This is a genomic window from Brooklawnia sp. (assembly GCF_049651565.1).
Taxonomy (GTDB): Bacteria; Actinomycetota; Actinomycetes; order Propionibacteriales; family Propionibacteriaceae; genus Brooklawnia.
On sequence record NZ_JBASCI010000020.1, the window covers coordinates 1 to 21,701 of the forward strand.

General features: G+C 69.0%; 21 protein-coding genes and 2 tRNA genes. 4 read left to right on the forward strand and 19 right to left on the reverse strand.

Translation table 11 applies throughout. From position 1 onward, the window contains the following. The 5 genes from WBL05_RS00975 to leuC all read right to left on the reverse strand — a co-directional run. Positions 1-428 (reverse strand): thiamine-phosphate kinase (locus tag WBL05_RS00975; RefSeq protein WP_424223134.1); only part of this gene is annotated, 428 nt, incomplete at its 3' end. Between the two features lie 9 nt (positions 429-437). Next, positions 438-1,568, reverse strand: coding sequence for a D-alanine--D-alanine ligase family protein (locus WBL05_RS00980; protein WP_424223136.1), 1,131 nt, complete (start codon positions 1,566-1,568; stop codon positions 438-440). A gap of 51 nt (positions 1,569-1,619) precedes the next feature. Then, the gene (locus WBL05_RS00985; RefSeq protein WP_424223137.1) at positions 1,620-2,411 is read right to left on the reverse strand and encodes a lysophospholipid acyltransferase family protein; all 792 of its coding nucleotides are present in this window, start codon (positions 2,409-2,411) and stop codon (positions 1,620-1,622) included. 2 nt (positions 2,412-2,413) lie between these two features. Then, entirely contained in the window at positions 2,414-3,019 is a 606-nt protein-coding gene (gene leuD / locus WBL05_RS00990) for a 3-isopropylmalate dehydratase small subunit (RefSeq protein ID WP_424223139.1), read from the reverse strand. 13 nt (positions 3,020-3,032) lie between these two features. Beyond that, entirely contained in the window at positions 3,033-4,430 is a 1,398-nt protein-coding gene (leuC, locus tag WBL05_RS00995) for a 3-isopropylmalate dehydratase large subunit (protein WP_424223141.1), read from the reverse strand. Positions 4,431-4,482: 52 nt separating this feature from the next. Here leuC and WBL05_RS01000 point away from each other — a divergent pair, with 52 nt between their 5' ends. Then, a complete protein-coding gene (locus tag WBL05_RS01000) occupies positions 4,483-5,208 on the forward strand; it encodes an IclR family transcriptional regulator (RefSeq protein WP_424223143.1) in 726 nt (241 codons plus the stop codon). A 10-nt stretch (positions 5,209-5,218) separates the two neighbouring features. Here the strand turns inward: WBL05_RS01000 and WBL05_RS01005 are convergent, their stop codons facing one another. The 8 genes from WBL05_RS01005 to WBL05_RS01040 all read right to left on the reverse strand — a co-directional run bounded on the left by WBL05_RS01005 (position 5,219) and on the right by WBL05_RS01040 (position 12,554). Beyond that, positions 5,219-6,103 carry an NAD(P)-dependent oxidoreductase gene (locus tag WBL05_RS01005; protein WP_424223144.1) on the reverse strand — a complete coding sequence of 295 codons (885 nt, stop codon included), beginning with the start codon at positions 6,101-6,103 and terminating at the stop codon, positions 5,219-5,221. 90 nt (positions 6,104-6,193) lie between these two features. Next, complete coding sequence (locus tag WBL05_RS01010) at positions 6,194-7,477, reverse strand: peptidoglycan DD-metalloendopeptidase family protein (RefSeq protein WP_424223145.1); 1,284 nt, start codon at positions 7,475-7,477, stop codon at positions 6,194-6,196. A gap of 149 nt (positions 7,478-7,626) precedes the next feature. Further along, a tRNA-Glu gene (locus tag WBL05_RS01015) sits at positions 7,627-7,699 on the reverse strand. Positions 7,700-7,762: 63 nt separating this feature from the next. Continuing rightward, positions 7,763-7,837: transfer RNA gene (locus WBL05_RS01020), tRNA-Gln, on the reverse strand. A gap of 33 nt (positions 7,838-7,870) precedes the next feature. Further along, entirely contained in the window at positions 7,871-8,827 is a 957-nt protein-coding gene (locus WBL05_RS01025) for a CPBP family intramembrane glutamic endopeptidase (protein WP_424223146.1), read from the reverse strand. Then, a complete protein-coding gene (locus tag WBL05_RS01030) occupies positions 8,824-9,654 on the reverse strand; it encodes a fumarylacetoacetate hydrolase family protein (protein WP_424223147.1) in 831 nt (276 codons plus the stop codon). Before WBL05_RS01030 ends, WBL05_RS01025 begins: the two co-directional genes overlap by 4 nt. Before the next feature lie 83 nt (positions 9,655-9,737). Then, a complete protein-coding gene (gene cimA / locus WBL05_RS01035; RefSeq protein ID WP_424223149.1) occupies positions 9,738-11,318 on the reverse strand; it encodes a citramalate synthase in 1,581 nt (526 codons plus the stop codon). Positions 11,319-11,471: 153 nt separating this feature from the next. Beyond that, positions 11,472-12,554, reverse strand: coding sequence for a branched-chain amino acid aminotransferase (locus WBL05_RS01040; RefSeq protein ID WP_424223150.1), 1,083 nt, complete (start codon positions 12,552-12,554; stop codon positions 11,472-11,474). Positions 12,555-12,642: 88 nt separating this feature from the next. Here WBL05_RS01040 and WBL05_RS01045 point away from each other — a divergent pair, with 88 nt between their 5' ends. Continuing rightward, positions 12,643-13,710 (forward strand): 3-isopropylmalate dehydrogenase, encoded by a 1,068-nt coding sequence (locus tag WBL05_RS01045; RefSeq protein ID WP_424223152.1) that lies wholly within the window; start codon positions 12,643-12,645, stop codon positions 13,708-13,710. Positions 13,711-13,751: 41 nt separating this feature from the next. Here WBL05_RS01045 and WBL05_RS01050 read toward each other — a convergent pair whose 3' ends face one another. Then, on the reverse strand, positions 13,752-14,507 hold the full coding sequence (locus WBL05_RS01050) for a DUF3152 domain-containing protein (protein ID WP_424223153.1): 756 nt from the start codon (positions 14,505-14,507) through the stop codon (positions 13,752-13,754). A gap of 110 nt (positions 14,508-14,617) precedes the next feature. Here WBL05_RS01050 and WBL05_RS01055 point away from each other — a divergent pair, with 110 nt between their 5' ends. Both WBL05_RS01055 and WBL05_RS01060 read left to right on the forward strand, forming a co-directional pair. Beyond that, complete coding sequence (locus WBL05_RS01055) at positions 14,618-15,775, forward strand: SPFH domain-containing protein (protein WP_424223154.1); 1,158 nt, start codon at positions 14,618-14,620, stop codon at positions 15,773-15,775. Positions 15,776-15,783: 8 nt separating this feature from the next. Continuing rightward, positions 15,784-16,977: a hypothetical protein gene (locus tag WBL05_RS01060; RefSeq protein WP_424223156.1), complete on the forward strand. Its 1,194-nt coding sequence runs from the start codon at positions 15,784-15,786 to the stop codon at positions 16,975-16,977. Positions 16,978-17,361: 384 nt separating this feature from the next. On the opposite strand, the gene WBL05_RS01065 is transcribed toward WBL05_RS01060, so the two are convergent. From WBL05_RS01065 to WBL05_RS01085, 5 genes are all read right to left on the reverse strand, one after another. Next, the gene (locus tag WBL05_RS01065; protein ID WP_424223157.1) at positions 17,362-18,891 is read right to left on the reverse strand and encodes a flotillin family protein; all 1,530 of its coding nucleotides are present in this window, start codon (positions 18,889-18,891) and stop codon (positions 17,362-17,364) included. A 106-nt stretch (positions 18,892-18,997) separates the two neighbouring features. Next, positions 18,998-19,552 carry a hypothetical protein gene (locus WBL05_RS01070; RefSeq protein ID WP_424223158.1) on the reverse strand — a complete coding sequence of 185 codons (555 nt, stop codon included), beginning with the start codon at positions 19,550-19,552 and terminating at the stop codon, positions 18,998-19,000. A gap of 104 nt (positions 19,553-19,656) precedes the next feature. Beyond that, positions 19,657-20,685, reverse strand: a complete 1,029-nt coding sequence (ilvC, locus tag WBL05_RS01075; protein ID WP_424223160.1) for a ketol-acid reductoisomerase — start codon at positions 20,683-20,685, stop codon at positions 19,657-19,659. A 28-nt stretch (positions 20,686-20,713) separates the two neighbouring features. Continuing rightward, positions 20,714-21,235, reverse strand: a complete 522-nt coding sequence (ilvN, locus tag WBL05_RS01080; RefSeq protein ID WP_424223162.1) for an acetolactate synthase small subunit — start codon at positions 21,233-21,235, stop codon at positions 20,714-20,716. Beyond that, a partial coding sequence (locus WBL05_RS01085; protein WP_424223163.1) for a thiamine pyrophosphate-dependent enzyme occupies positions 21,232-21,701 on the reverse strand: 470 nt, incomplete at its 5' end. The genes ilvN and WBL05_RS01085, both read right to left, overlap by 4 nt.

The window sequence follows — 21,701 nt, forward strand, 5'->3', positions numbered from 1 at the left end:
ACCGAGATGGTGATCTGGGGGGCGGTGGCCATGTCGCCGCCCACCAGGGCCACCCCGGCCAGGTCGGCCTCTTCGCGGACTCCGGTCATGAACTCCTTGACCCACAGGTACTCCAGGCCGGCCGGTGCCCCCAGGCCGATCACCATGATGGTGGGCCTGGCGCCCATGGATTCGATATCGGCGACGCTGCCCGCGACCGCCTTGTGCCCCACGTCGGCGGGGCTCGACCAGTCGCGTCGGAAGTCGTGACCCTCGACGATCATGTCGACGGTGATGACGGCCGAACCGTTGACCAGGAAGACCGCGGCGTCGTCGCCGGGCCCCACCGAGACCGACGGCGGCATGGCCAGCCGCCGGGTGATGTCACCGATCAGGCCGAACTCACCGGCGTCGGATATGGTTCGCGGTTCCGGCGGCGTCGGCGTCATGGCCTCACGTTATCGGACGACGGTGTTCGGCCGGTGCAGGGCCTGTTCGAGCAGGTCGGTGATCAGAGCCGGGTAGTCCAGCCCACTGACCTGCCACAGGCTGGGGAACATCGACAGCTCGGTGAACCCGGGCATGGTGTTGACCTCGTTGACCACCACCTCGCCGGTCGGGGTGACGAAGTAGTCGACCCTCGCCAGCCCTTCGCAGCCGAGGGCGGCGAAGCACTTGCCGGCCAGCTGCTGCACCGTCTGCTCGGTCTCGGGGTCCAGGTCCGCGGGGATGCGCAGCTCGACCTGGCCCTCGGTGGGCAGGTACTTGGCGTCGAAGTCGTAGAAGGCGGTTTCGGTGTGCACGACGATCTCGCCGGGACGTGAGGTGCGCACGGCCGTGTCGTCCTGACCGTTCGGTCCGAGGACTGCACACTCGATCTCGCGGGCACCGACGAAGCCCTGCTCCACCACCACCTTCGGGTCCCACCTGACGGCCTCGTCGATGGCGGCGGCCAGCCCGGCTGGCTCGGCCACCCGTCCGATGCCCACCGAGGAACCGCCGCGGGCAGGCTTCACGAAGACCGGGTACTCCAGCCGGTTGTTGATGCGCTGGCAGACCTGCTCGCGATCCCGCTGCCACTGGGTGGGCAGGATGGTCTCGTACGGCCCAACGGGCAGCCCGGCGGCCGCCAGCGAGACCTTCATCAGGTGCTTGTCCATGCCGATGGCGCTGGCCGCCACCCCGGACCCGACATAGGGCAGGCCGAGCATCTCGAGCTGGCCCTGGATCGTGCCGTCCTCGCCGTAGGGACCGTGCAGCAGCACCAGGGCGACGTCCAGGCGTACCCGGTTCAGCAGCCGGTCACCGTCGCGGGTGACCAGTTCGACACCCTCCGGTTCGCGCAGCAGGCTGGCCCGCGGCAGGGTCTGGTCGAGTTCGGGCAGCTGGCGTCCCACCTTCTGCAGTGCTGCGATCTGTGGCAGGTCGATGCGGTGCCAGATGCCGGAAGGTGAGATGCCGATGCCGTGCACCTCGAACCGTTCGGTGTCGATGGCCTTGGCGACACCGGCCGCGGTCAGGCAGGAGATCTGGTGCTCGCTGCTCTGGCCGCCGAGGATCAGTGCCACGCGGGGGCGGTGTTGGGCCATCATCGTCCTTTCGCAAGTCCGGGGCTCACCCTACCGCCCTGAGCCGCCGACTCAGTGAACGGCTTCGGCCCTTGGCACCCGACGGTCGAGCTTGGGATGCCAGCGGTCGACCGGCGCGGTCTGGCCGCGGACCTGTTCCACCAGGGCGGTGATGGTGTCCATGACCTTGGTGGTGGCTGCCCTGGCCGCCTCCCGGTCGTCCAACGCCGAGTTGAACTCGTCGAGGTCGATCGCTGGACCGGCGACCAGGGTGACCGGGGTGCGGCGCAGCCGGAACGGTCGGATGCCGCGGGGCGGCAGCGCGTAGTTGGCGCCCCACTGGCCGATCGGGATCATCGGGGCGCCGACCCGCAGGGCGAGACGGGCCGCGCCGGTGTGCCCGGCCATCGGCCACTCGTCCGGGTCGAAGGTGATCGTTCCCTCGGGGTAGATGACCACCACATGGCCCTTGGCCAGGGCGACCTCCGCCGCCTGCAGCGAGTCGCGGGCCTTGTCGCTGGCCCGGAAGACCGGGATCTGCTCGGCAGCACGCAACAGCCGTCCCATGATGCGGTTGTCGAAGAGGTTGGCACGGGCCAGGAAGTGCGGCCAGCGTCCGTTGTAGACCAGGAACTCCCCGACCAGCACCGGGTCGAGCGAGCTGATGTGGTTCGGCACCACGATCGCCGGGCCGCTGATCGGGATGTTCTCGGTGCCGCGCCAGTCGGCCCGGGTCCAGATCCGCAGCACGCGGTGGATCCACGGCGCGAAGATTCGCAGGACGCGGTTGGTCGGCTCCCGGTTGAGCCGGGCGAGCCTACCGAACCGCACCGGGCGGGACCCGGCGGGCAGCAGTTGGGTCATGGTCAGTCGGCCACGCGCATCGGCAGCGTCGTCGGCTTGAAGCTGGGCCGCCGGGCCTCGAAGGCCGCGATCTCATCGGCGTGCCGCAGGGTTGAGCCGATGTCGTCCAGGCCCTCGAGCAGCCGGTTGGCGGTGTAGTCGTCGATCTGGAATCCGAAGACCTGGTCACCGGCAGTGATGCTGCGGGTGCGCAGGTCGACGGTCAGCTCGACGCCGGGCTGGGCCTCGATGAACGCCCAGAGTTGCTCGACGACCGGCTGGTCGACGGTTGCGATCAGCAGGCCGGCCTTGCCGGAGTTGCCGCGGAAGATGTCGCCGAAGCGGGACCCGATCACGACCCGGAAGCCGTAGTTCTGCAGCGCCCAGACCGCGTGCTCGCGGGACGAGCCGGTGCCGAAGTCAGGCCCGGCGACCAGGACCGAGCCGGCCGAGTAGGCCGGCTGGTTGAGGACGAAGTCGGGGTCGCGCCGCCAGGCGGCGAACAGGCCGTCCTCGAAACCGGTGCGGGTGATCCGCTTCAGGTAGACGGCCGGGATGATCTGGTCGGTGTCGACGTTGCTGCGGCGCAGCGGGACGGCGACGCCGGTGTGGGTGGTGAACTTCTCCATGGTCAGTGACCTCTCACAGGTCGGACGGGGCTGACAGGTGACCGGTGACCGCGGTGGCGGCGGCCACTGCGGGGCTGACCAGGTGGGTGCGTCCGCCCTTGCCCTGTCGGCCCTCGAAGTTGCGGTTGCTGGTGGAGGCGCTGCGCTCACCGGGGGCCAACTGGTCGGGGTTCATGCCCAGGCACATCGAGCAGCCGGCCTCGCGCCACTCTCCGCCGGCGGCCAGGAAGATCTGGTCCAGGCCCTCGGCCATCGCCTGCTGCCGGATCCGGGCGGACGCCGGCACCACCATCAGCCGCACGCCATCGGCGATCCTGCGGCCCTTCAGGATGTCGGCAGCCAGCCGCAGGTCCTCGATCCGGCCGTTGGTGCAACTGCCCAGGAAGACGGTGTCGACCTTGATCTGACGCATCGGGGTGCCGGCCTTCAGGTCCATGTACTCCAGCGCCCGCTCGGCGGCGGCCCGCGCGACCTCGTCGGCCATCTCGGCCGGGTCGGGAACCGACTCGCCCAGGCCGATGCCCTGGCCCGGGTTGGTGCCCCAGGTCACCACCGGGGTGAGGCTGGCTGCGTCGATGTCGACCTCGACGTCGAAGACGGCGTCGTCGTCGGTGTGCAGGGTCTGCCAGTAGGCCATCGCGGCGTCCCAGTCGGCGCCCTGCGGCGCGTGCGGGCGGCCCAACAGGTAGTCGAAGGTGGTCTGGTCGGGCGCGACCATGCCGGCCTTCGCCCCCCACTCGATCGACATGTTGCAGATCGTCATCCGGCCCTCCATCGACATCTTCTCGATGGTGGTGCCGCGGTACTCGGCCATGTAGCCCTGACCGCCGCCGGTGCCGACCTTCGCGATCAGCGCCAGCACGACGTCCTTCGGGGTCACGTCGGGCGGCAGTTCGCCGTTGATGTTGACCGCCATGGTCTTCGGCCTGGCCTGCTGCAGCGTCTGGGTGGCCAGCACGTGCTCGACTTCGGAGGTGCCGATACCGAAGGCCAGCGCACCGAACGCACCGTGGGTGGAGGTGTGCGAATCACCGCAGACGATGGTCAGGCCCGGCTGGGTCAGGCCCAACTGCGGGCCGATGGCGTGCACGATGCCCTGGTCGCGGTCGCCCAGAGAGTGGATCGGCACGCCGAACTCGGCGACGTTGCGGCGCAGCGTCTGCACCTGGGTGCGGCTGACCGGGTCGGCGATCGGCCGGTTGATGTTGATGGTGGGCGTGTTGTGGTCCTCGGTGGCCAGCGTAAGATCGGGACGCCGAACCGGGCGTCCGGCCAGCCGCAGGCCGTCGAAGGCCTGGGGGCTGGTCACCTCGTGGCACAACTGTAGATCAATGTAAAGCAGGTCGGGCTCGCCGTCACCGGCGCGGACCACGTGGTCGTCCCACAGCTTTTCACTGAGCGTTTTTCCCATGCCCCCATCATGACACATTGCTGTTCAGATGGTGAGATGTTAATCTCACAGTATGGACGAATCATCTGGTGTCGGAGTGCTCGACAAGGCGGCCGTGGTGTTGACCGCGTTGGAGTCGGGTCCGATGACCCTGGCCGGTCTGGTGCAGACCACCGGGCTGGCGCGCCCCACCGCGCACCGGCTCGCGGTGGCGCTGGAGCACCACCGGTTGGTGGGACGCGACCTGCAGGGCCGGTTCATCCTTGGTCCCCGGCTGGGCGAACTGGCCTCGGCCGCCGGCGAGGACCGGCTGCTGACCACCGCTGGCCCGATCCTGAACCGGCTACGGGACATCACCGGCGAATCCGCCCAGCTCTTCCGCCGGCAGGGTGACGTGCGGGTCTGCGTGGCGGCGGCGGAGCGTCCCAGCGGCCTGCGCGATTCGATCCCGGTGGGCAGCCAACTGGCGATGACCGCCGGTTCGGCCGCCCAGGTGCTGCTGGCGTGGGAGGAGCCGGAGCGGCTCCGGCGCGAGCTGGCCAATGCGAACTTCTCGGCGGTGGCGTTGACCGGTGTACGCCGGCGCGGTTGGGCCCAGTCAGTGGCCGAACGCGAACCAGGCGTCGCGTCGGTGAGTGCCCCGGTGCGCTCTCCGGGCGGCAAGGTGATCGCCGCCGTGTCGGTCTCGGGACCCATCGAGCGGCTGAGCCGGCAACCGGGACGCCTGCACGCCGCCGCGGTGATGGCGGCAGCCGAACGGCTCAGTGAGGTGCTGCGCCGCAGCGCCGAGAGCGACTGACCCTCCCGGGCTACTGCTCGGCGATGAACTTCTGGACGACAGCGGTGTCCTCCCAGCCCCAGCCGGCGTCCACCACGCCCTGGAAGGCGTCCAGCAGGCGATCACCCTGCACGGTGGCGGTTCCGGTGCGACCCGCCTCGTCCAGGTAGGCCTTGAGGTCCTTGATCCAGAAGACCGCTGCCCCGGATACCGAGTAGTCCTTGGCCACGTAGCGGGGCCCCTTGTCGGCCATGATCCTGCTGCTGGCGTAGCCGCCCAGCATCAGCTCGAACAGCTTGCCGACGTCGAGGCCGGCGCGCTCGGCGACTACCGCGGCCTCGGCGTTGGCCACGATGCTGGCCGCGCAGATGAGCTGGTTGCAGGCCTTGGCCACTTCGCCCGCCCCGGTCGGCCCGAGGTGCACCGGGTTGCCGGTCAGCGACAGGTAGGGCATCGCCTTCGCCACGAGCTCATCGGGACCGCCGACCATGATCGACAGGGTGCCGGCCTCGGCGCCCACCTGCCCGCCGGAGACCGGGGCGTCGATGACCCGGACGCGGCCAGCGCTGGCCTGGCGCAGCTCGTCGTCCAGTTGGCGAATGGCGTCCGGGGCGACGGTGGAACTGATCACGACCAGCACGTCGCGTCCTTCGGCGCCGGCCAGCAACCCATCCGGCCCCTCCAGCACTGCCCGCACCTGCGGCACGTCGGGAACCATGAAGAAGACCACGTCGGCCTGCTGGCCCAGGGCGCGAGCGGTCGGTGCCCAGACCGCTCCGCCGGCCAGCAGTTCGCCGACCCGCTCCGAGCTCATGTCGTGCAGGACCATGGTGTCGCCGGCAGGCAGTTGCCGGAAGATGTGCGAGGCCATCGGACGGCCCATCGTGCCCAACCCAACGAAACCGATCGTCGTCATCGATATCCCCCATGAGATCTGTGGCTGGGCACAAAGCCTAGGGCATTGATTCCCGGGACGTGCCAGTTGTGGCCACGCGCAGCTGCCTGCTCAGACGACCGGCGCCTCGACCAGCTCCTCATCCACCATCGCCAGGCCCGGTTCGGTGGCCACGGTGGACGCCGACGGCTGCGGGGTCTCGAGCCCGGTCGGCTGCTCGCTCGCGGTGGTCGGCTGGCTGGCCGGTGGCTCCGGCGCCTGGCTGGGTGAGGGCGTGGACGATCCGCTGGGCGTAGGTGCGAGGGGAGTGGATGGTTGCGGGGTGGTGCTGGGTTCCGGTTCACCGGGCTTCGACGCAGTGGGGGTAGTGCTGCCGGAGGGGTCAGGGCTGGGTGTCCCGCTCCCGCTGGGCGTCCCGCCTGGATCGGGCGTCTGGCCGGGTTCAGGAGTTGCGCTGGGGTGCGGGGTCTGGCTGGGATCGGGCGTCTGGGAGGGTGTCGGGCGGGGGGTCGCGTCCGGCGGTTGGCAATCGTCGGGAAGCTCACCCTCGATGGGGACCAGGCCGCCGCTCTCCTCGGCGTCCTCGGGATCGACCGTGATCTGGCATGGGTCGGGCACCTGGGACGGGCTGGGGGTGGGGCTCGGGGACTCGGACGCCTCGTCGGTCGGCTCGCCGGGCGTGCTGCCCTGGCCGAAGGTCGTCGGGTTCGCAGCCGGGTTCCCGGTCAGGTACGGCAACGGGTCGGTGAAGCCACCGTTGACGATGATCTCGAAGTGCAGGTGGCATCCGGTGGAGCGACCGGTGGTACCCACCAGCCCAACCGCGTTCGACTGGGTGGCCTCGTCACCGACCTGCACCATGACCTGCTGCAGGTGGCTGTACGTGCTCTGAATGCCCTCCCCGTGGTCGACGACCACCCGGTAACCGTAGCCGCCGGCAGCGCCGGTGAAAGTGACCCGTCCCGGCCGGGTGGCGCCCACCGGCGTCCCACAGGGATCGCCGAAGTCGATGCCGCTGTGGAAGGCTGCACCGCCGGTGAGCGGGTCGGACCGGAAACCGAACGGCGAGGTGATCAGTTTCGACGGCGTCGGCCACAGCCAACGTGCGGCGTCCGGTTCGACCGGGATCTCGGCGGCGGCGAGGTCGGCGGCTGCCTGCCCGGCGCCTTCGGTGAACCCGGGCGGGTCCAGCAGGGCCGCACCCAGGTCGGCCGACGGCCCACCGGCACCGGTGGCGACCTGTTGGGACAGCGGCTCGTCGGCTGGCGCCGAGTGGACCGGTGCGATCGCGACGAACGACGCGTCCCGGCTGGTGCTGGCGGCCTGCATGGTTGGCAGTGCGACCAGGGCCGCGGCGCATATCAGTCCGAACAGGTTCAGCCTTGAACCGGCCATTCACCAACTCGCTTCTGCAGGACGTGACCGGGGTGTTGCGACTTGTCATCACAGTAACCCCGATGCGTCCCGATAACCAGCGCTACAAGCTAATTTGCCCACAACGTGACAACGCCCCACCCGAATGGGGTGAGGCGCTGTCTGCTGGGTAGCCCCGAGCGGATTCGAACCGCCGTTACAGCCTTGAGAGGGCCGCGTGCTAGGCCACTACACTACGGGGCCGTGTTGACTTTTCGATCTTCGATTGTACCGGGCTCCCGGCCTCCAGCAACCCGTTCGGACTGCTGGTTGGGGTACTAGGACTCGAACCTAGACTGACGGAACCAGAATCCGGCGGGCTGCCAATTACCCCATACCCCACTGCCGCCCCTTGCGGGGCAACGACTGATTAAGTTACCGGATGCCGGCCCCAGTTTCCAAACCGGGCGTCAACGTGGCAACCCGCATCCGGCGACCGGCCAACCAGCACAGTGCACCGACCAGCGCGTACGCGGTCAGGTTCCAGGCCGTGGTCTGCCAGGTCGACATCTGAATGGAGCGGGCCTGCGCGATGGTGCCGGCGGCCGCCGCGTACCCGAAGGCGAAGACGTTGTTGACCACATGCACCGCGACCGCCGCCTCGATACCACCGGTCAGGATGACCAGCACACCCATCAGCAACCCGAACCCGAAGCGGTCGACCAGCAGCGGGAAGTTCTGCGTGCCATGCAGCGCGGCGAACACCGCCGCTGCGATCACCACCGACAACCACGGACTGCGCGCCACCGCACCGGCGGCCTGCAGCATGTAGCCGCGGAACAGGAACTCCTCCCCCGCGGCCTGCAGCGGTGCGGTGAGCACGATCACCACCAGCCACCAGGCGAGGTCACCGGTGGGCGCCCAGGCCGGCGGGTCGTTCAGGTTGGACAGCAGGAAGACCCCGTTCAGCCCCACCACGGCGATCAGGCTGCACACGATGGCGTAGCGCCAGCGGAAGCCCGGCTGCACCGAGCACAACCACCGCGGGTGGGTGTGGTGCACGTAGCGGACCACCAACAGCGTCACGACGATCATCGTCCCGATGGCCAGGTGGCTGGCGACCATCCCTTCCAGGTACTCGAACCTGAGGGCCTCGGTCCGGTAACCGGCGAACGTGTCTGGGCGTCCCCGCAGCAACCAGGTCAGGCCCAGCACCACGAAGGCGACCACCGGCAGCAACAGCGCGTAGCCGGCCAGCGTGACCAGGATCCCGCCGATTGCCTGCAGGAAACTGGTCGACACCGGCTCGACGCGCAGCACCGACGAGTAGGGCACCCGAGGCGCCGGGTCCTCCAGGTCGGCCTCGGCGGCCCGCAGCGAGAACCTGCTCACTGCTCACCGTAGGTGTCGGCGTCCACCTCGTCGTCGATGACCGGGTTGGTCAGGGTGCCGATGCCGTCGATCTCCACGCTGACCTGCTGGCCGGCGACGAGCGGCCCGACACCGGCGGGAGTGCCGGTCAGGATCACGTCACCGGGCAGCAGCGTGGTGAAAGCCGAGATGTACTCGATCAGCTGCGGGATCGGGTAGACCATCTGGCTGGTGTTGGCGTCCTGCTTCACCTCGCCGTCGACACTGGAGACCAGCGACAGATCACCGGCCTCCGCCAGATCGAAGTGGGTGACGATCCACGGCCCAAGCGGGCAGAAGGTGTCGAAGCCCTTGGCGCGCGACCACTGGCCGTCCCGGCGCTGCAGGTCGCGTGCGGTCACGTCGTTGCCGATGGTGTAGCCGAAGATCACCTGGCTGGCCAGTGCGGCGGGCACCTTGCGGCAGATACGTCCGATCACCACCGCGAGCTCGCCCTCGAAGTGCACGTTCTGGCTGAGCACCGGACGCACGATGGGCTCACCGGGCCCGATCACCGAGGTGTTCGGCTTCAGGAAGATCAGCGGCTCGGGCGGCACCTGGCCGTCGAACTCGGCGGCGTGGTCGGCATAGTTCTTGCCCACCGCGAGCACCTTGCTGCGCGGGATCACCGGGGCCAGCAGCCGGACGTCGGCCAACGCCAGCCGCTCGCCGGTGTAGTTGACCGGGCCAGCCAGCGGGTCGGCGTCGATCACCGCGATCGTGTCGGGGAACTGGCCCTGGTCGGCGCCGAGTTCGACGATTCCGAAACGGGGGTCCTGACCGGCGGAGGCGAAACGTGCGATGCGCATGCAGGGCAGTCTAACGGTCGCCCACCGGCGCCCCACCCAGCCGGTGGCGGCGGGCACCGGCACCGGACGCCGTGGCCGGGGTGTCAGTTCCGGGCGGCCCCGCAGTACCCCTTGACCAGCCCGTAGACGTAGGCGTCACTGAGCGCCTCCCAGGACGCCTCGATGACGTTGGTGCCGACCCCGACCGTCGTCCAGCCCTGTTCGCCGTCGCTGGTGTCGATCAGCACCCGCACGGTGGCGTCGGTGCCGCGTCCCTCGTCGAGGATGCGCACCCGGTAGTCGGTCAGCTCGTAGTCCTTCACCTGCGGGAAGACCGGCGCGAGCGCCTTGACCAGGGCGTCGCCGAGCGCGTTGACCGGGCCGTTGCCCTCGCCAATGACGCCGTACTTCTCGCCATCGGCCAACAGCTTGACGGTGGCCTCCGAGTTGTCGGCGTGTCCGTTCGGTTCCTGGGTGAAGACCCGCCAGCTGATCAGCTCGAACGGCAACTCCAACTGGTTGGTCATCGTGCGCACCAGCAGTTCGAAGGACGCGTCGGCCGCCTCGTAGGAGTAGCCTTGCGCCTCGCGTTCCTTGATGGCGTCGGTGATCCGGCCGGCCACCTCGCGGTCACCCAGGTCGAGGCCCAGTTGGTCACCCTTGATCTGCACGCTGGCCCGCCCGGCCATGTTGCTGATCAGCATCCGCATGTCGTTGCCGACGTACTCGGGGCGGGTGTGCTGGTAGAGGTCCTCGTTCACCCGGATGGCGCTGGCGTGCAGGCCAGCCTTGTGGGCGAACGCCGAGTTGCCGACGTAGGGCTGACGGGCGATGTGCGGCTGGTTGGCGATGTCGGCGACGGCGAAGCTGATCCGGGTGAGCTGCGACAACTGCTGTGGGCTCATCAACGGCCAGCCGAACTTCAGTTGCAGGTCGGCGATCAGCGTCGTCAGGTCCATATTGCCGGTGCGCTCGCCGTAGCCGTTGATGGTGCCCTGGACGTGCATGGCGCCGGCCTCCACAGCGGCCAGCGTGTTGGCGACCGCGCAGCCGGAGTCGTTGTGGCAGTGCACCCCGATGTCGACCCCGATCTGGGCGGCGGCCGATACCACGTCACCCATCCAGCTGGGCAGCATGCCGCCGTTGGTATCGCACAGCACCACGACCTCCGCGCCGGCCTCGGCGGCGGTCCGGACCACCTCCAGCGCGTAACCGGGGTTGGCGCGGAAGCCGTCGAAGAAGTGCTCGCAGTCGACGAAGACGTGCTTGCCGAGCCCGGTCAGGTGGCCGACGGTGTCGCTGATCATCGCCAGGTTCTCGTCCAGCGTGGTGCGCAGCGCCTCATGGACGTGGGCGTCGTGCGACTTGGCGACCAGGCAGATGTAGTCGGTGCCGGCGTCCACCAGCGCCTGCACCAGCGGATCGGTGGCGGCCTGGCCGCCCACCCTGCGGGTGGCGCCGAAGGCCACCAGCCGCGCGTTCGCCAGGTGCAGCTCGCCGCTGGCGCGAGCGAAGAACTCGGTGTCGGCGGGGTTGGCGCCCGGCCAGCCACCCTCGATGAAGGTCACCCCGAGCTCATCGAGGTAGCCGGCGATCCGCAGCTTGTCGTCCACCGACAGGTGGATGCCCTCCTGCTGCGCACCGTCGCGCAGCGTGGTGTCGTAGACGTGGAACTGCTCCGGCATGACCGGTGTTGTGGGCATCCAGGGACCTCCGTGGCAAGAACGGTGCGCTGCGCCTTTGGGCAGGCCACACCATCGTCACCGACGCAGCGCCGGTGGACAATCCGGTCTCGTCGGTTGGACGCCCACCGTCCAGCCAACCAGCAGGCAGTGGCGTCAGCAGACCTGCTGCATCCAGCCCCGGGTGTCGGGGGTGCGCCCGTACTGGATGTCGAGCAGATGCTCGCGCAGCGGGATGGTGTGGGTCGCCTTGTCGACGTCGATCACGTACTGGCGGCCCTCGTGCTTGAGCGAGCGGATCGGGGTGATTACCGCGGCGGTACCGCAGGCGAACAGTTCCCGAACGCCGCCGTCTTCGATCCCTCGCAGCACCTCGGCCAGTTCGATCGGACGCTCGACCGGCCGCAACCCGAGTTCCGGCGCGACGGTGAGCAGGGAGTCGCGAGTCACCCCGGGCAGGATGTTGCCGTTCAGGTCGGGGGTGACCAACTGGTCGTCCGCGGTGATCATGAAGAAGTTCATGCCGCCGAGTTCCTCGACCCAACGACGCTCGGCGGCGTCCACGAACAGCACCTGGCTGCAGCCCTGTTCGTAGGCCAGTTCCTGGGGCAGCAGGGATGCGGCGTAGTTGCCGCCGCACTTGGCGGCCCCGGTGCCGCCGGTGGCGACCCGGCTGTACTGGGTCGAGACCCAGATGTCGACCGGCGCCACGCCACTGGTGAAGTAGGCCCCCACCGGGCTTGCGATCACGACGTAGATCACCGACTGGGCCGGCCGCACCCCCAGGAAGTTCTCCGACGCCATCATGAACGGACGCAGGTAGAGGCTCTGCTCCACTCCGCCGGGAACCCAGCGCTGGTCGAGGGCGACCAACTGCCGGACGCTGGTGATGAAGTCCTCGGCCGGCAACTGGGGCAGCGCGAGCCGGAAGGCGGAGCGTTCGAAGCGGGCGGCGTTGGCGTCCGGCCGGAACAACCAGACCGAGCCGTCGGCGTGCCGGTAGGCCTTCAATCCCTCGAAGATCGACTGGGCGTAGTGGTAGACCGCACCGGCCGGCTCCATCGCCACCGGCGCGTAGTCGACCAGCCGGTCGCCGTGCCAGCCGGTCTGCTGGTTCCAGTCGGCCACCGCCATGTGGTCGGTGAAGTAGCTGCCGAAGCCGGGATCGCGCGAGATCTCGGCGATCACGTCGTCGCCCAGGTAGCTCGGGGCCTCGGGGTGGTCGAAAGTCAACGCCATGGGGCAAACCCTAGCGCTGCCGGCCGACTGGCCGGGCGCGGGTGAGACCCGGCCGGGCCGCGGCGACGTGGTCGATAAAGTCAGTGCCATGACTGCTCAGCGCGCCCGTCCCGCCATCGCCGTCATCCCCGGGGACGGGATCGGCCCCGAAGTCGTCGCCGAGGCGCTGAAGGTGCTCACGGCCACCGTCGGCGAGGACGCCTTCGACTTCGAGCACTACCGACTGGGGGCCGACCACTGGCTGGCCACCGGTGAGGTGCTCAACGACGACACGCTGGCCCGGCTCGGCCGGGCGGACGCCATCGTGCTCGGTGCGGTCGGCGCTGCCCCGGGCAGCACCACCATCCCCAGCGGCCTGCTGGAGCGCGGGCTGCTGCTCAGGCTGCGGTTCGCCTTCGACCAGGACGTGAATCTGCGCCCGTCCCGGATCTACCCGGGTGTGCGCACCCCGCTGGCCGACTGGGTGACCGCCGGCAAGCAGGTCGACTTCGTGGTCGTCCGGGAGGGCACCGAGGGCCTGTACGCGGGCAACGGCGGGACGCTGCGCCGCGGCACCCGCCACGAGGTGGCCACCGAGGTGAGCGTCAACACCGCGATGGGTGTGGAGCGGGTGGTGCGGTACGCGTTCGACCTGGCCGGCCGGCGCCGCGGCAGGCTGACCCTGCTGCACAAGCACAACGTGCTGGTCAACGCCGGCGGGCTGTGGAACCGGGTGTTCAACGCCGTCGCCGAGGAGTTCCCGACCATCGAGACCGACTACCTGCACATCGACGCCGCCACCATCCACCTGGTCACCGACCCGGCCCGCTTCGACGTCATCGTCACCGACAACCTGTTCGGCGACATCATCACCGACGAGGCGGCCGCGGTGACCGGCGGCATCGGCCTGGCACCCAGCGCGAACATCAACACCTCGCGGCAGTTCCCGTCCATGTTCGAACCCGTCCACGGGTCGGCACCCGACATCGCCGGCCAGCAGGTCGCCGACCCCACCGCGGCGATCTCGTCGATGGCGCTGCTGCTCGACCACCTGGGACGGCCCGCCGACGCCGCCCGGATCGAGGCCGCGGTGACCGCCGACATGATCGAGCGGGGCACCGGCCGACGATCCACCATCGAGGTCGGGGACGCGATCGCCGCCCGCGTCCGGGGCTGACGCACCTGCCGGTCGCGATGCGACTGCCGGTCGTGACGTGGCTACCCGTCGCGCTCGCCGGTCACGTCCGGCCAGGCGTTCGGCAGGCAGCCGCCCAGCGCGATGCTCTGCTGCTGCATCACCGGGGACGGCCGTCCCGGCGCCGGGCAGCCGACGTGACCGAAGCCGAGGTAGTGGCCGACCTCGTGGTTGATCACGTAGCTGCGGTACTCCTCGATCGAGTGCTCGGCCCAGGTCGGCGTCCCGTAGAACCAGCGGTCGACGTTCAGGTAGATGTCAGGGCCGAGCCGGCAGCTCCACAGGCCGGCGGTGTTCAGGGTGACGCACGCCTGGTCGACGGTTGCGGGGGCCGCCAGGTGGATGACCAGATCGGCGGCCTCGGCGTCCGGCAGCAGGCTGAACGCGATGCCCTGCCAGCCGGCCCAGCCGCGCTCCGACTCCAACACCTGGTGGACGAGCAACGCTGCACCGTCGACCGACTCCGGCACGCTGGTCTCCACCTGGACGGCCAGCCGGCGCTCGTCCGGCACCGAATGCCTGGTCGGCACGCTGACGGAGTTGGTCTCGAACTCACCGCTGGAGGCCACCCCGGAACGCTGCATGCCGTCCGGGAGGGTCTGGACCGGCTCCGGGATCGGCCGCGTGGTGAGTGCCGGTTCGGGGTCTGCGGACGGCTGCCCGCTCGCCGCCGCTGGAGTGGTGGCCGCCGGCGGTGGCGCTGCCGGGCCCGTCAGGCTGGTGCAGCCTGTCACCAGGACGACCGCCAGCGCGCCGATGCCCCGCCGAGTGCGTCCCACAACCGACAACGCTAACGCGCCCAATGAAACACCCCAAGCCGACGCCCGCGTGGGCCGGTTCTCCTAAGCTCAGTGGTGACACTGCGGCAGATCTGAAAGGTGCACCAACCATGGGGCTGTTGGACAAACTTCGCGGCGAGTTCGTCGACATCATCGAATGGCTCGAGGACTCCCGAACGCTGCTGGCCTGGCGCTTCCCCCGCTACCAGAACGAGATCAAGCAGGGCGCGCAACTGATCGTCCGTGAGGGACAACTCGCCATCTTCGTCTACCAGGGCCAACTGGCCGACACCTTCGGCCCCGGCACCTACACCCTGAACACCCAGAACCTGCCGATCATGTCGACGATCCAGGGCTGGAAGTACGGCTTCAACAGCCCGTTCCGCTCCGAGGTGTACTTCATCAACACCCGCCCGGTCACCGACCTGCGCTGGGGCACCCCGAACCCGATCACCATCCGCGACCCTGACTTCGGCATGGTGCAGGTGCGGGCGAACGGCTTGTGCGTGGTGCGGGTACAGGACCCGGTGGTCTTCCTGCGACAGATCATCGGCACCGACTCCAACGTCGACGTCGAGGAGGTCACCGAGCTGCTCCGCCGTGAGATCGCCCAGGCCTTCAGCGACATGATCATGCAGACCGGCGCCGGCGCGATCGACCTGCAGGGACGCCAGACCGAGCTGGGTGTGCGGCTTACCGAGATGGTGCGGCCCCGGGTGGACGACGAGTTCGGCCTGCTCATCCAGTCGATCACCATGAACGTGTCGCTGCCCGAGGAGATCACCCAGGCGATGACCCGCGGGGTGGCGAAGGGCGTCGAGGAGGCCGGCTGGATCAACCAGCTCAACGACCTCGACCGCTACCAGCGCGCCAAGCAGGCCGACGCCATGACCACGGCGGCCGGCAACCCAGGTGGCAGCGGCATGGGCGAGATGATGGGCGCCGGCATGGGCATGGCGATGGCCCAGCAGATGATGAACCAATCCCAGCAGCAGGCCCAGCAGGGGCAGCAGACCCCGCCGCCGTTGCTGCAGGACAGCCAGACCTTCCACGTCGAGATCCACGGTTCCGCGGCCGGCCCGTACAACCTGGGCCAGTTGCGCGGCATGGTGGAGAACGGCCAGCTGACCACCCACACCCTGATCTGGAGTGCCGGGATGGCCGGCTGGATGCCGGCCGGGCAGGTGCCCGCGCTGCGAATGCTGTTCGCCGCGCCGCCACCGCTGCCGGGTCAGCCTGCCCAGGGCGGTCAGCCGGACGCTGAGTAGGCGGGCGGATGACGGACCAACCGCCGCCGCTCCCACCCGGTCAGCAGCCGCCCGACCCGGGGCCACCGCCTCGGGATCCGGCGGTCCTGCACGTCACCGAGCAGACCCGCACCTATCCGTGCCCGAACTGCGGTGGGACACTGGTCTACGACCCGGAGCCGGCGGCGCTGAAGTGTATCCACTGCGGCACCGTGGTGGCGGTGACGCCGGACGTTGCCCAACCGGCCCGGATCGGCAAGCGCGAGTTGGCGTCCACGATGGCCCAACTGGCCAGGCTGCAGGCGAACGCGAAGACCCGGGTGTCGGGCGACAAGGAGGTGGTCTGCCAGAACTGTGGCGGCCACACCATGTTCACGGGCACCTTCACCGCGGTGCGCTGCCCGTTCTGCAACACCCCGATCCAGCGCAGCGATGTCCAGGACGCCCCCACCCGGCTGCCGATCGACGGCGTCCTGCCGTTGCGGATCAATGAGAAGGACGCCCGGGTGCGAATCGAGCAGTGGATCAACAGCCGCCGGTTCGCACCGAACGCGTTCAAGAAGTACCGGGAGCTGGGCAGCTTCTCCAGCATCTACCTGCCGTACTTCAGCTACGACGCCGCCACCACCACCCGCTACACCGGCATGCGCGGCATCTACCGCACCGAGACCTACCGGGATTCCGAGGGCCGCACCCAGACCCGCACGGTGACCGACTGGTACCCGGCGGCCGGTGTGGTGAACAACCAGTTCGAGGACGTCACCGGGCACGCCAGCGACGGCTTGGACGACCAGAAGATCACCGAGCTTGAGCCGTGGCCGATGGACTGGTCACACCAGTACTCGCCGCAGTTCGTGGCCGGGCACCTCAGCCGCACCTACGACTGGGACGCCAGCCAGGTCTTCGAGCGGTTCGTCGAGCCCCGGATGGAATCGGTGATCGACGCCACCATCCGGGCCGACATCGGCGGCAACGTGCAGCAGATCCACAGCCGCGACATCAACTGGTTGATGGTGCGGTTCTGCCAGTTGGCGCTGCCGGTGTGGATGCTCACCGTCACCTACAAGCAGAAGCCCTTCCAGGTCGTGATCAACGGCGTCACCGGCGAGGTGCAGGGACGCCGCCCGTGGAGCGCGGTGAAGATCACGTTCGCGGTGATCGTCGGGCTGCTGCTGGTGCTGCTGGTGGTCTGGCTGGTGCAGACCTACGGTGGCGAGGCCTAGGGCTCAGAACTCGGCGTCCACCCGCCGTGGGTGCGGTGGCAGGACGCCCCGTTCCGGTCGGTCCCCAACCAAGACCCTCGCCCCCAGCCAGGCGCAACCTCAAGCCCCGAGCCTCGGAACCCCTCGGAGCCGCGACCTCAGGCCGCGCCGTGCACTTTCCGTCGTGGGCCCCGGATACTGCCCGCGAACAGCCCCAAGAGCATGCACTTTCCGGCGCAGGGCCCCGATAATGCCCAGATTGCGGCGGCCCAGAGCCAGGACGTGGCGCCCATTAGCCTGCGCTGCTACCCATGCCGCCCGGATGCGGCGGGCCCAGAGCCAGGACGCGGCACGCGCCGCTGGCCCGGGGACCCAACCCCAGCCTGGAAGTCCTGGGCGTGGAGCTCAGGACTCCGCGTCGACCAGCGTGTGCTGCGGCTGCTCGGACGCGCCGTTCGGGTGCTCGCCATCATCGGTCACGTACTTCCCGGCCAGCTTGGTCAGGTCCACCCCCGTGGTGTCCTTGAGCAACTGGACGGTCTGCACGACCCCGTTGGTGACCTGCTTGGCCACCTGGCTCGCGCCGTCGGTGGAGATGACGGTGAGGGTGTCGATGGAACCGAGCGGCGCCGACACCTGCTCGGCAATCTCCGGCAGCGCCGAGACCAGCATCTCGATGACTGCGGCCTCGTTGTAGCGGGCGTAGGCGTCGGCCTTGCGGTTCATCGCCTCGGCCTCGGCCTGGCCGGTGGCCAGGATCGCGGCCGCCTTGGCGTCGCCCTCGGCCCGGACTGCGTCGGCCTCGGCGACACGGCGGGACTTCTCTGCCTCACCGCGCCTGGCACCCTCGATCGCCTCGGCCTCGGCCAGGGCGGTGCGTCGCGACTTCTCGCCGACGCCTACCAGGCGGGCCTTCTCGGCGTCCGCCTCGGCCCGGGCGATGGCGGCGATCTTCTCGGCGTCGGCCTGGAAGATCGAGGCGTTCTTGCGTCCCTCTGCCTCGGTCTCGACCCGGTAACGGGCGGCATCGGCTGGCTTGCGGACCTCGGTGTCGAGCTGGCGGTCCTTCAGCGCGGCCTGCCGGACCGCGACCTTCTCCTGCTCGGCCAGGATCGCCTGGTCGCGATCGGCCTGCGCCAGCGGCCCGGACGCCGCGGCCTGCGCGTTGGCGGCATCGGTCTCGGCCTTGATCTCGGCCTGCTTCAGCATCAGTTCGCGTTCACGGATGGCGATCAGCTGCTGGGCGTTGATGCGGGCGTTCTCGGCCTCCTGCCGGGCGATCGCCTCGGCGACCGCGGCAGTCTGCTGGATGCGGGCGGCCTCCGGGCGTCCCAGGTCGTTGAGGTAGGTGCCGTCGTCGGTGATGTCCTGGATCTGGAAGGTGTCAAGCACTAGGCCCTGCCCGGTAAGCGACGCCTCGGACTCATCTGCGACGCGCTGGGCGAACGCCGCCCGGTCACGGATGATCTGCTCGACACTCAGCGAACCGACGATGGACCGCAGCGAGCCGGCGAGGGTCTCCTGGGTGAAGGTCTCGATCTCCTCCTGCTGGACGAGGAACCGCTGCGCGGCGGCCCGGATGGAGTCCTCGTTGCCGCCGACCTTGACGATGGCCACGCCTTCGAGGTTCAGCTTGATGCCCTGCCCCGACACCGCACCGCGGATCTGGACCGAGATCCGGCGGCTCGACAGGTCCATGATGAACAGTCGCTGGATGAACGGGATGACGAAGACACCCCCGCCCATCACCACCTTCTGGCCGGACAGGTCACTGGAGATCTCGCCGGTCTCGGGGTTGCGGACCTCCTTGCCCTTGCGGCCGGTGACGATGAACGCTTCGTTGGGTCCGGCCACCTTGTAGCGACTGGCCACCAACAGGCCAATCAGCACGACAAGGACTACCAGACCGATGATCGCGATCACGACGGGGTTCATCAGTTGGGGCTCCTCCGCTCAAGTTCTGTGGGGCCAGTCTATCGACGGCTCAAGGCCCCAGAACGAGGTGGCCTTCCCGGGACGCCAACAAGGCGTTCGACCCGGCTCAAGGCTCCAGAACCGAGGTGGCTCCCCCACCGCCCAGCACGTCCACCGGCATCACCTCGACCGAGGTGGCCGACAGCACCCCCGAGATCCACACCCGCGACCCGGCGTCTAGCGCGACCGGCGCCCGGGCGTTGAGGGTGTAGGTGTGCCCGCCGTGCCGCAGCCGGACCTGCCCGTAACCACCATCGGGAACGGCGGTGATGACCTGCGCCTCGACCCCGATCAGCGAGTGCGTCCGCGGCGCCACCCCCGATCCCTGCCGGCGCAGCAGACCGGTCAGCTTGCCGGCCATCCAGCCGAGCAGCACCCCGACCACCACGCCGACCGCGATCGCGATCCACATGGTGTCGGTGACCGCCAGCCCGATGGCACCGCCGAACCCGAACCCGCCCAGCAGCCCGGCCACGCCGGCAGTTGAGAAGATGTCGGAGTCCAGCGCATTCAGCGAGTCGATGCCGTCGAAGCCCAGCGCACCCTCCAGCACGTCGCCGACGATGAGGGCGAGCAGCAGCAGGACGATTCCGACGCCGCCGATCACGAAGAAGACGGTCACGGGTTCCTCCCTGCCTGGTGGCTGTGTGTGGGTTCCATAGTAAGGCGACGGCCCGAGGACCAGTCGTCCTCGGGCCGTCGGCGCGTTGATGGGTGGAAACAGGGTCAGCGAGCGGCGCTGCCCTCGACGTAGTCGTCGTCGGTGTCCTTCAGCCAGCTGAACATCTTGCGCAGTTCCTTGCCGACCGGTTCGATCGGGTGGGCGGCCTCGGCGTCCCGCAGCTTCTTGAACTCGACCGCACCGGCGTCCTGGTCGTCGATGAACCGCTTGGCGAACGCGCCCGACTGGATGTCGGCCAGGATCGCCTTCAAGTTCTGCCTGACGTGGTCGTCGATGACCCGCGGGCCCGAGACGTAGTCGCCGTACTCGGCGGTGTCGGAGATCGACCAGCGCTGCTTGGTGATGCCACCCTCGACCATCAGGTCGACGATCAGCTTCAGTTCGTGCAGGCACTCGAAGTAGGCGACCTCGGGCTGGTAGCCGGCCTCGACCAGGGTGTCGAACCCGGCCTGCACCAGGTGCGACATGCCGCCGCACAGCACCGCCTGCTCACCGAACAGGTCGGTCTCGGTCTCCTCGGTGAAGGTGGTCCTGATGCCGCCGGCGCGCAGGCCACCGATCGCCTTGGCGTAGCTGAGCGCCAGCGGCCACGCCTGGCCCGAGGCGTCCTTCTCGACTGCCACCACCACCGGGACGCCGCGGCCGTCGGCGTACTCCCGGCGCACGATGTGGCCGGGGCCCTTGGGGGCGACCATGCACACGTCGACGCCGTCGGGGGCGGTGATGTAGCCGAAGCGGATGTTGAAGCCGTGCGCGAAGAAGATCGCGTCGCCCGGGTTCAGGTTGGGGGCGATCTCGTTGGCGTAGACGTGTCGCTGCACCTGGTCGGGCACCAGGATCATGATCACGTCGGACTCGGCGGCCGCCTGCGCCGGGGTCAGCACCCGCAGTCCCTCGGCCTCGGCCTTGTCGCGCGACTTGCTGCCCTCGGCCAGCCCGACGCAGACCTCGATGCCCGAGTCGCGCAGGTTCAGCGCGTGGGCGTGGCCCTGTGAACCATAACCGATGATGGCGACGCTGCGCTCCTGCAGGACGGCCAGGTTCGCATCGTCGTCATAGAACATCTCTGCCATTTGGGTGGTACTCCTTCTTCGGTTGGGTTCAGTTGGCTGCCCGCAGGGCGCGGTGCTTCTCGTTGATTGACTTGCGGCCGCGGCCCAGTGCGACCTGTCCGGACTTGACCAGCTCGATGATCCCATAGGGCTCGAGCATGGTCATCAGCGCCGCCAGCTTCTCGTCGCTGCCGGTGGCCTCGACGGTCACCGACTCCGGGCCGACATCGACGGCCTTGCCGCGGAACAGGCTGACCACGTCGATGACCGCGCTGCGGTTCGAGTCGTCGCAGCGCACCTTGACCAGGATCAGTTCGCGCTGCACCGAGTTGGGTGCCAGCTCGACGATCTTGTACACCTCGACCAGCTTGTTGAGTTGCTTGACCAGCTGCTCGAGGACGTCGGAGCGGTCGACCGTGGTGACCAGGGTGATGCGCGAGACATCGGGACGCTCGGTCGGCCCCACGGCCAGCGACTCGATGTTGAACCCGCGCCGGCTGAACAGGCTGGAGATCCGGGCCAGGACGCCGGGCTTGTTGTCGACCAGGACGCTCAGGGTGTGCGTGCTCACAGGACCTCATCCTCCCACTCCGGCGCCATGTCCCGGGCGATCTTGATGTCGTCGTTGCTGGTGCCGGCGGCAACCATCGGCCACACCATGGCGTCCTTGTGGCAGACGAACTCGACCACCACCGGACGGTCGTTGATCGACTGCGCCTTCCTGATCACCTCGTCCACCTCCTCGGGCCTGGTGGCCCGAAGCCCGACGCAGCCCATCGCCTCGGCGAGCTTCGGGAAGTCGGGCACCAGGTCGGAGTTCAGGTCGGTGTTCGAGTAGCGCTGGTCGTAGAAAAGGGTCTGCCACTGCCGCACCATGCCCAAGGCATTGTTGTTGATCACCGCGATCTTTATCGGGATGCCGTTCAGGGCGCAGGTGACCAGCTCCTGGTTGGTCATCTGGAAGCAGCCGTCACCGTCGATCCCCCAGACGTCCAGGTCGGGGGCGCCGACCTTCGCGCCCATGGCGGCTGGCACGC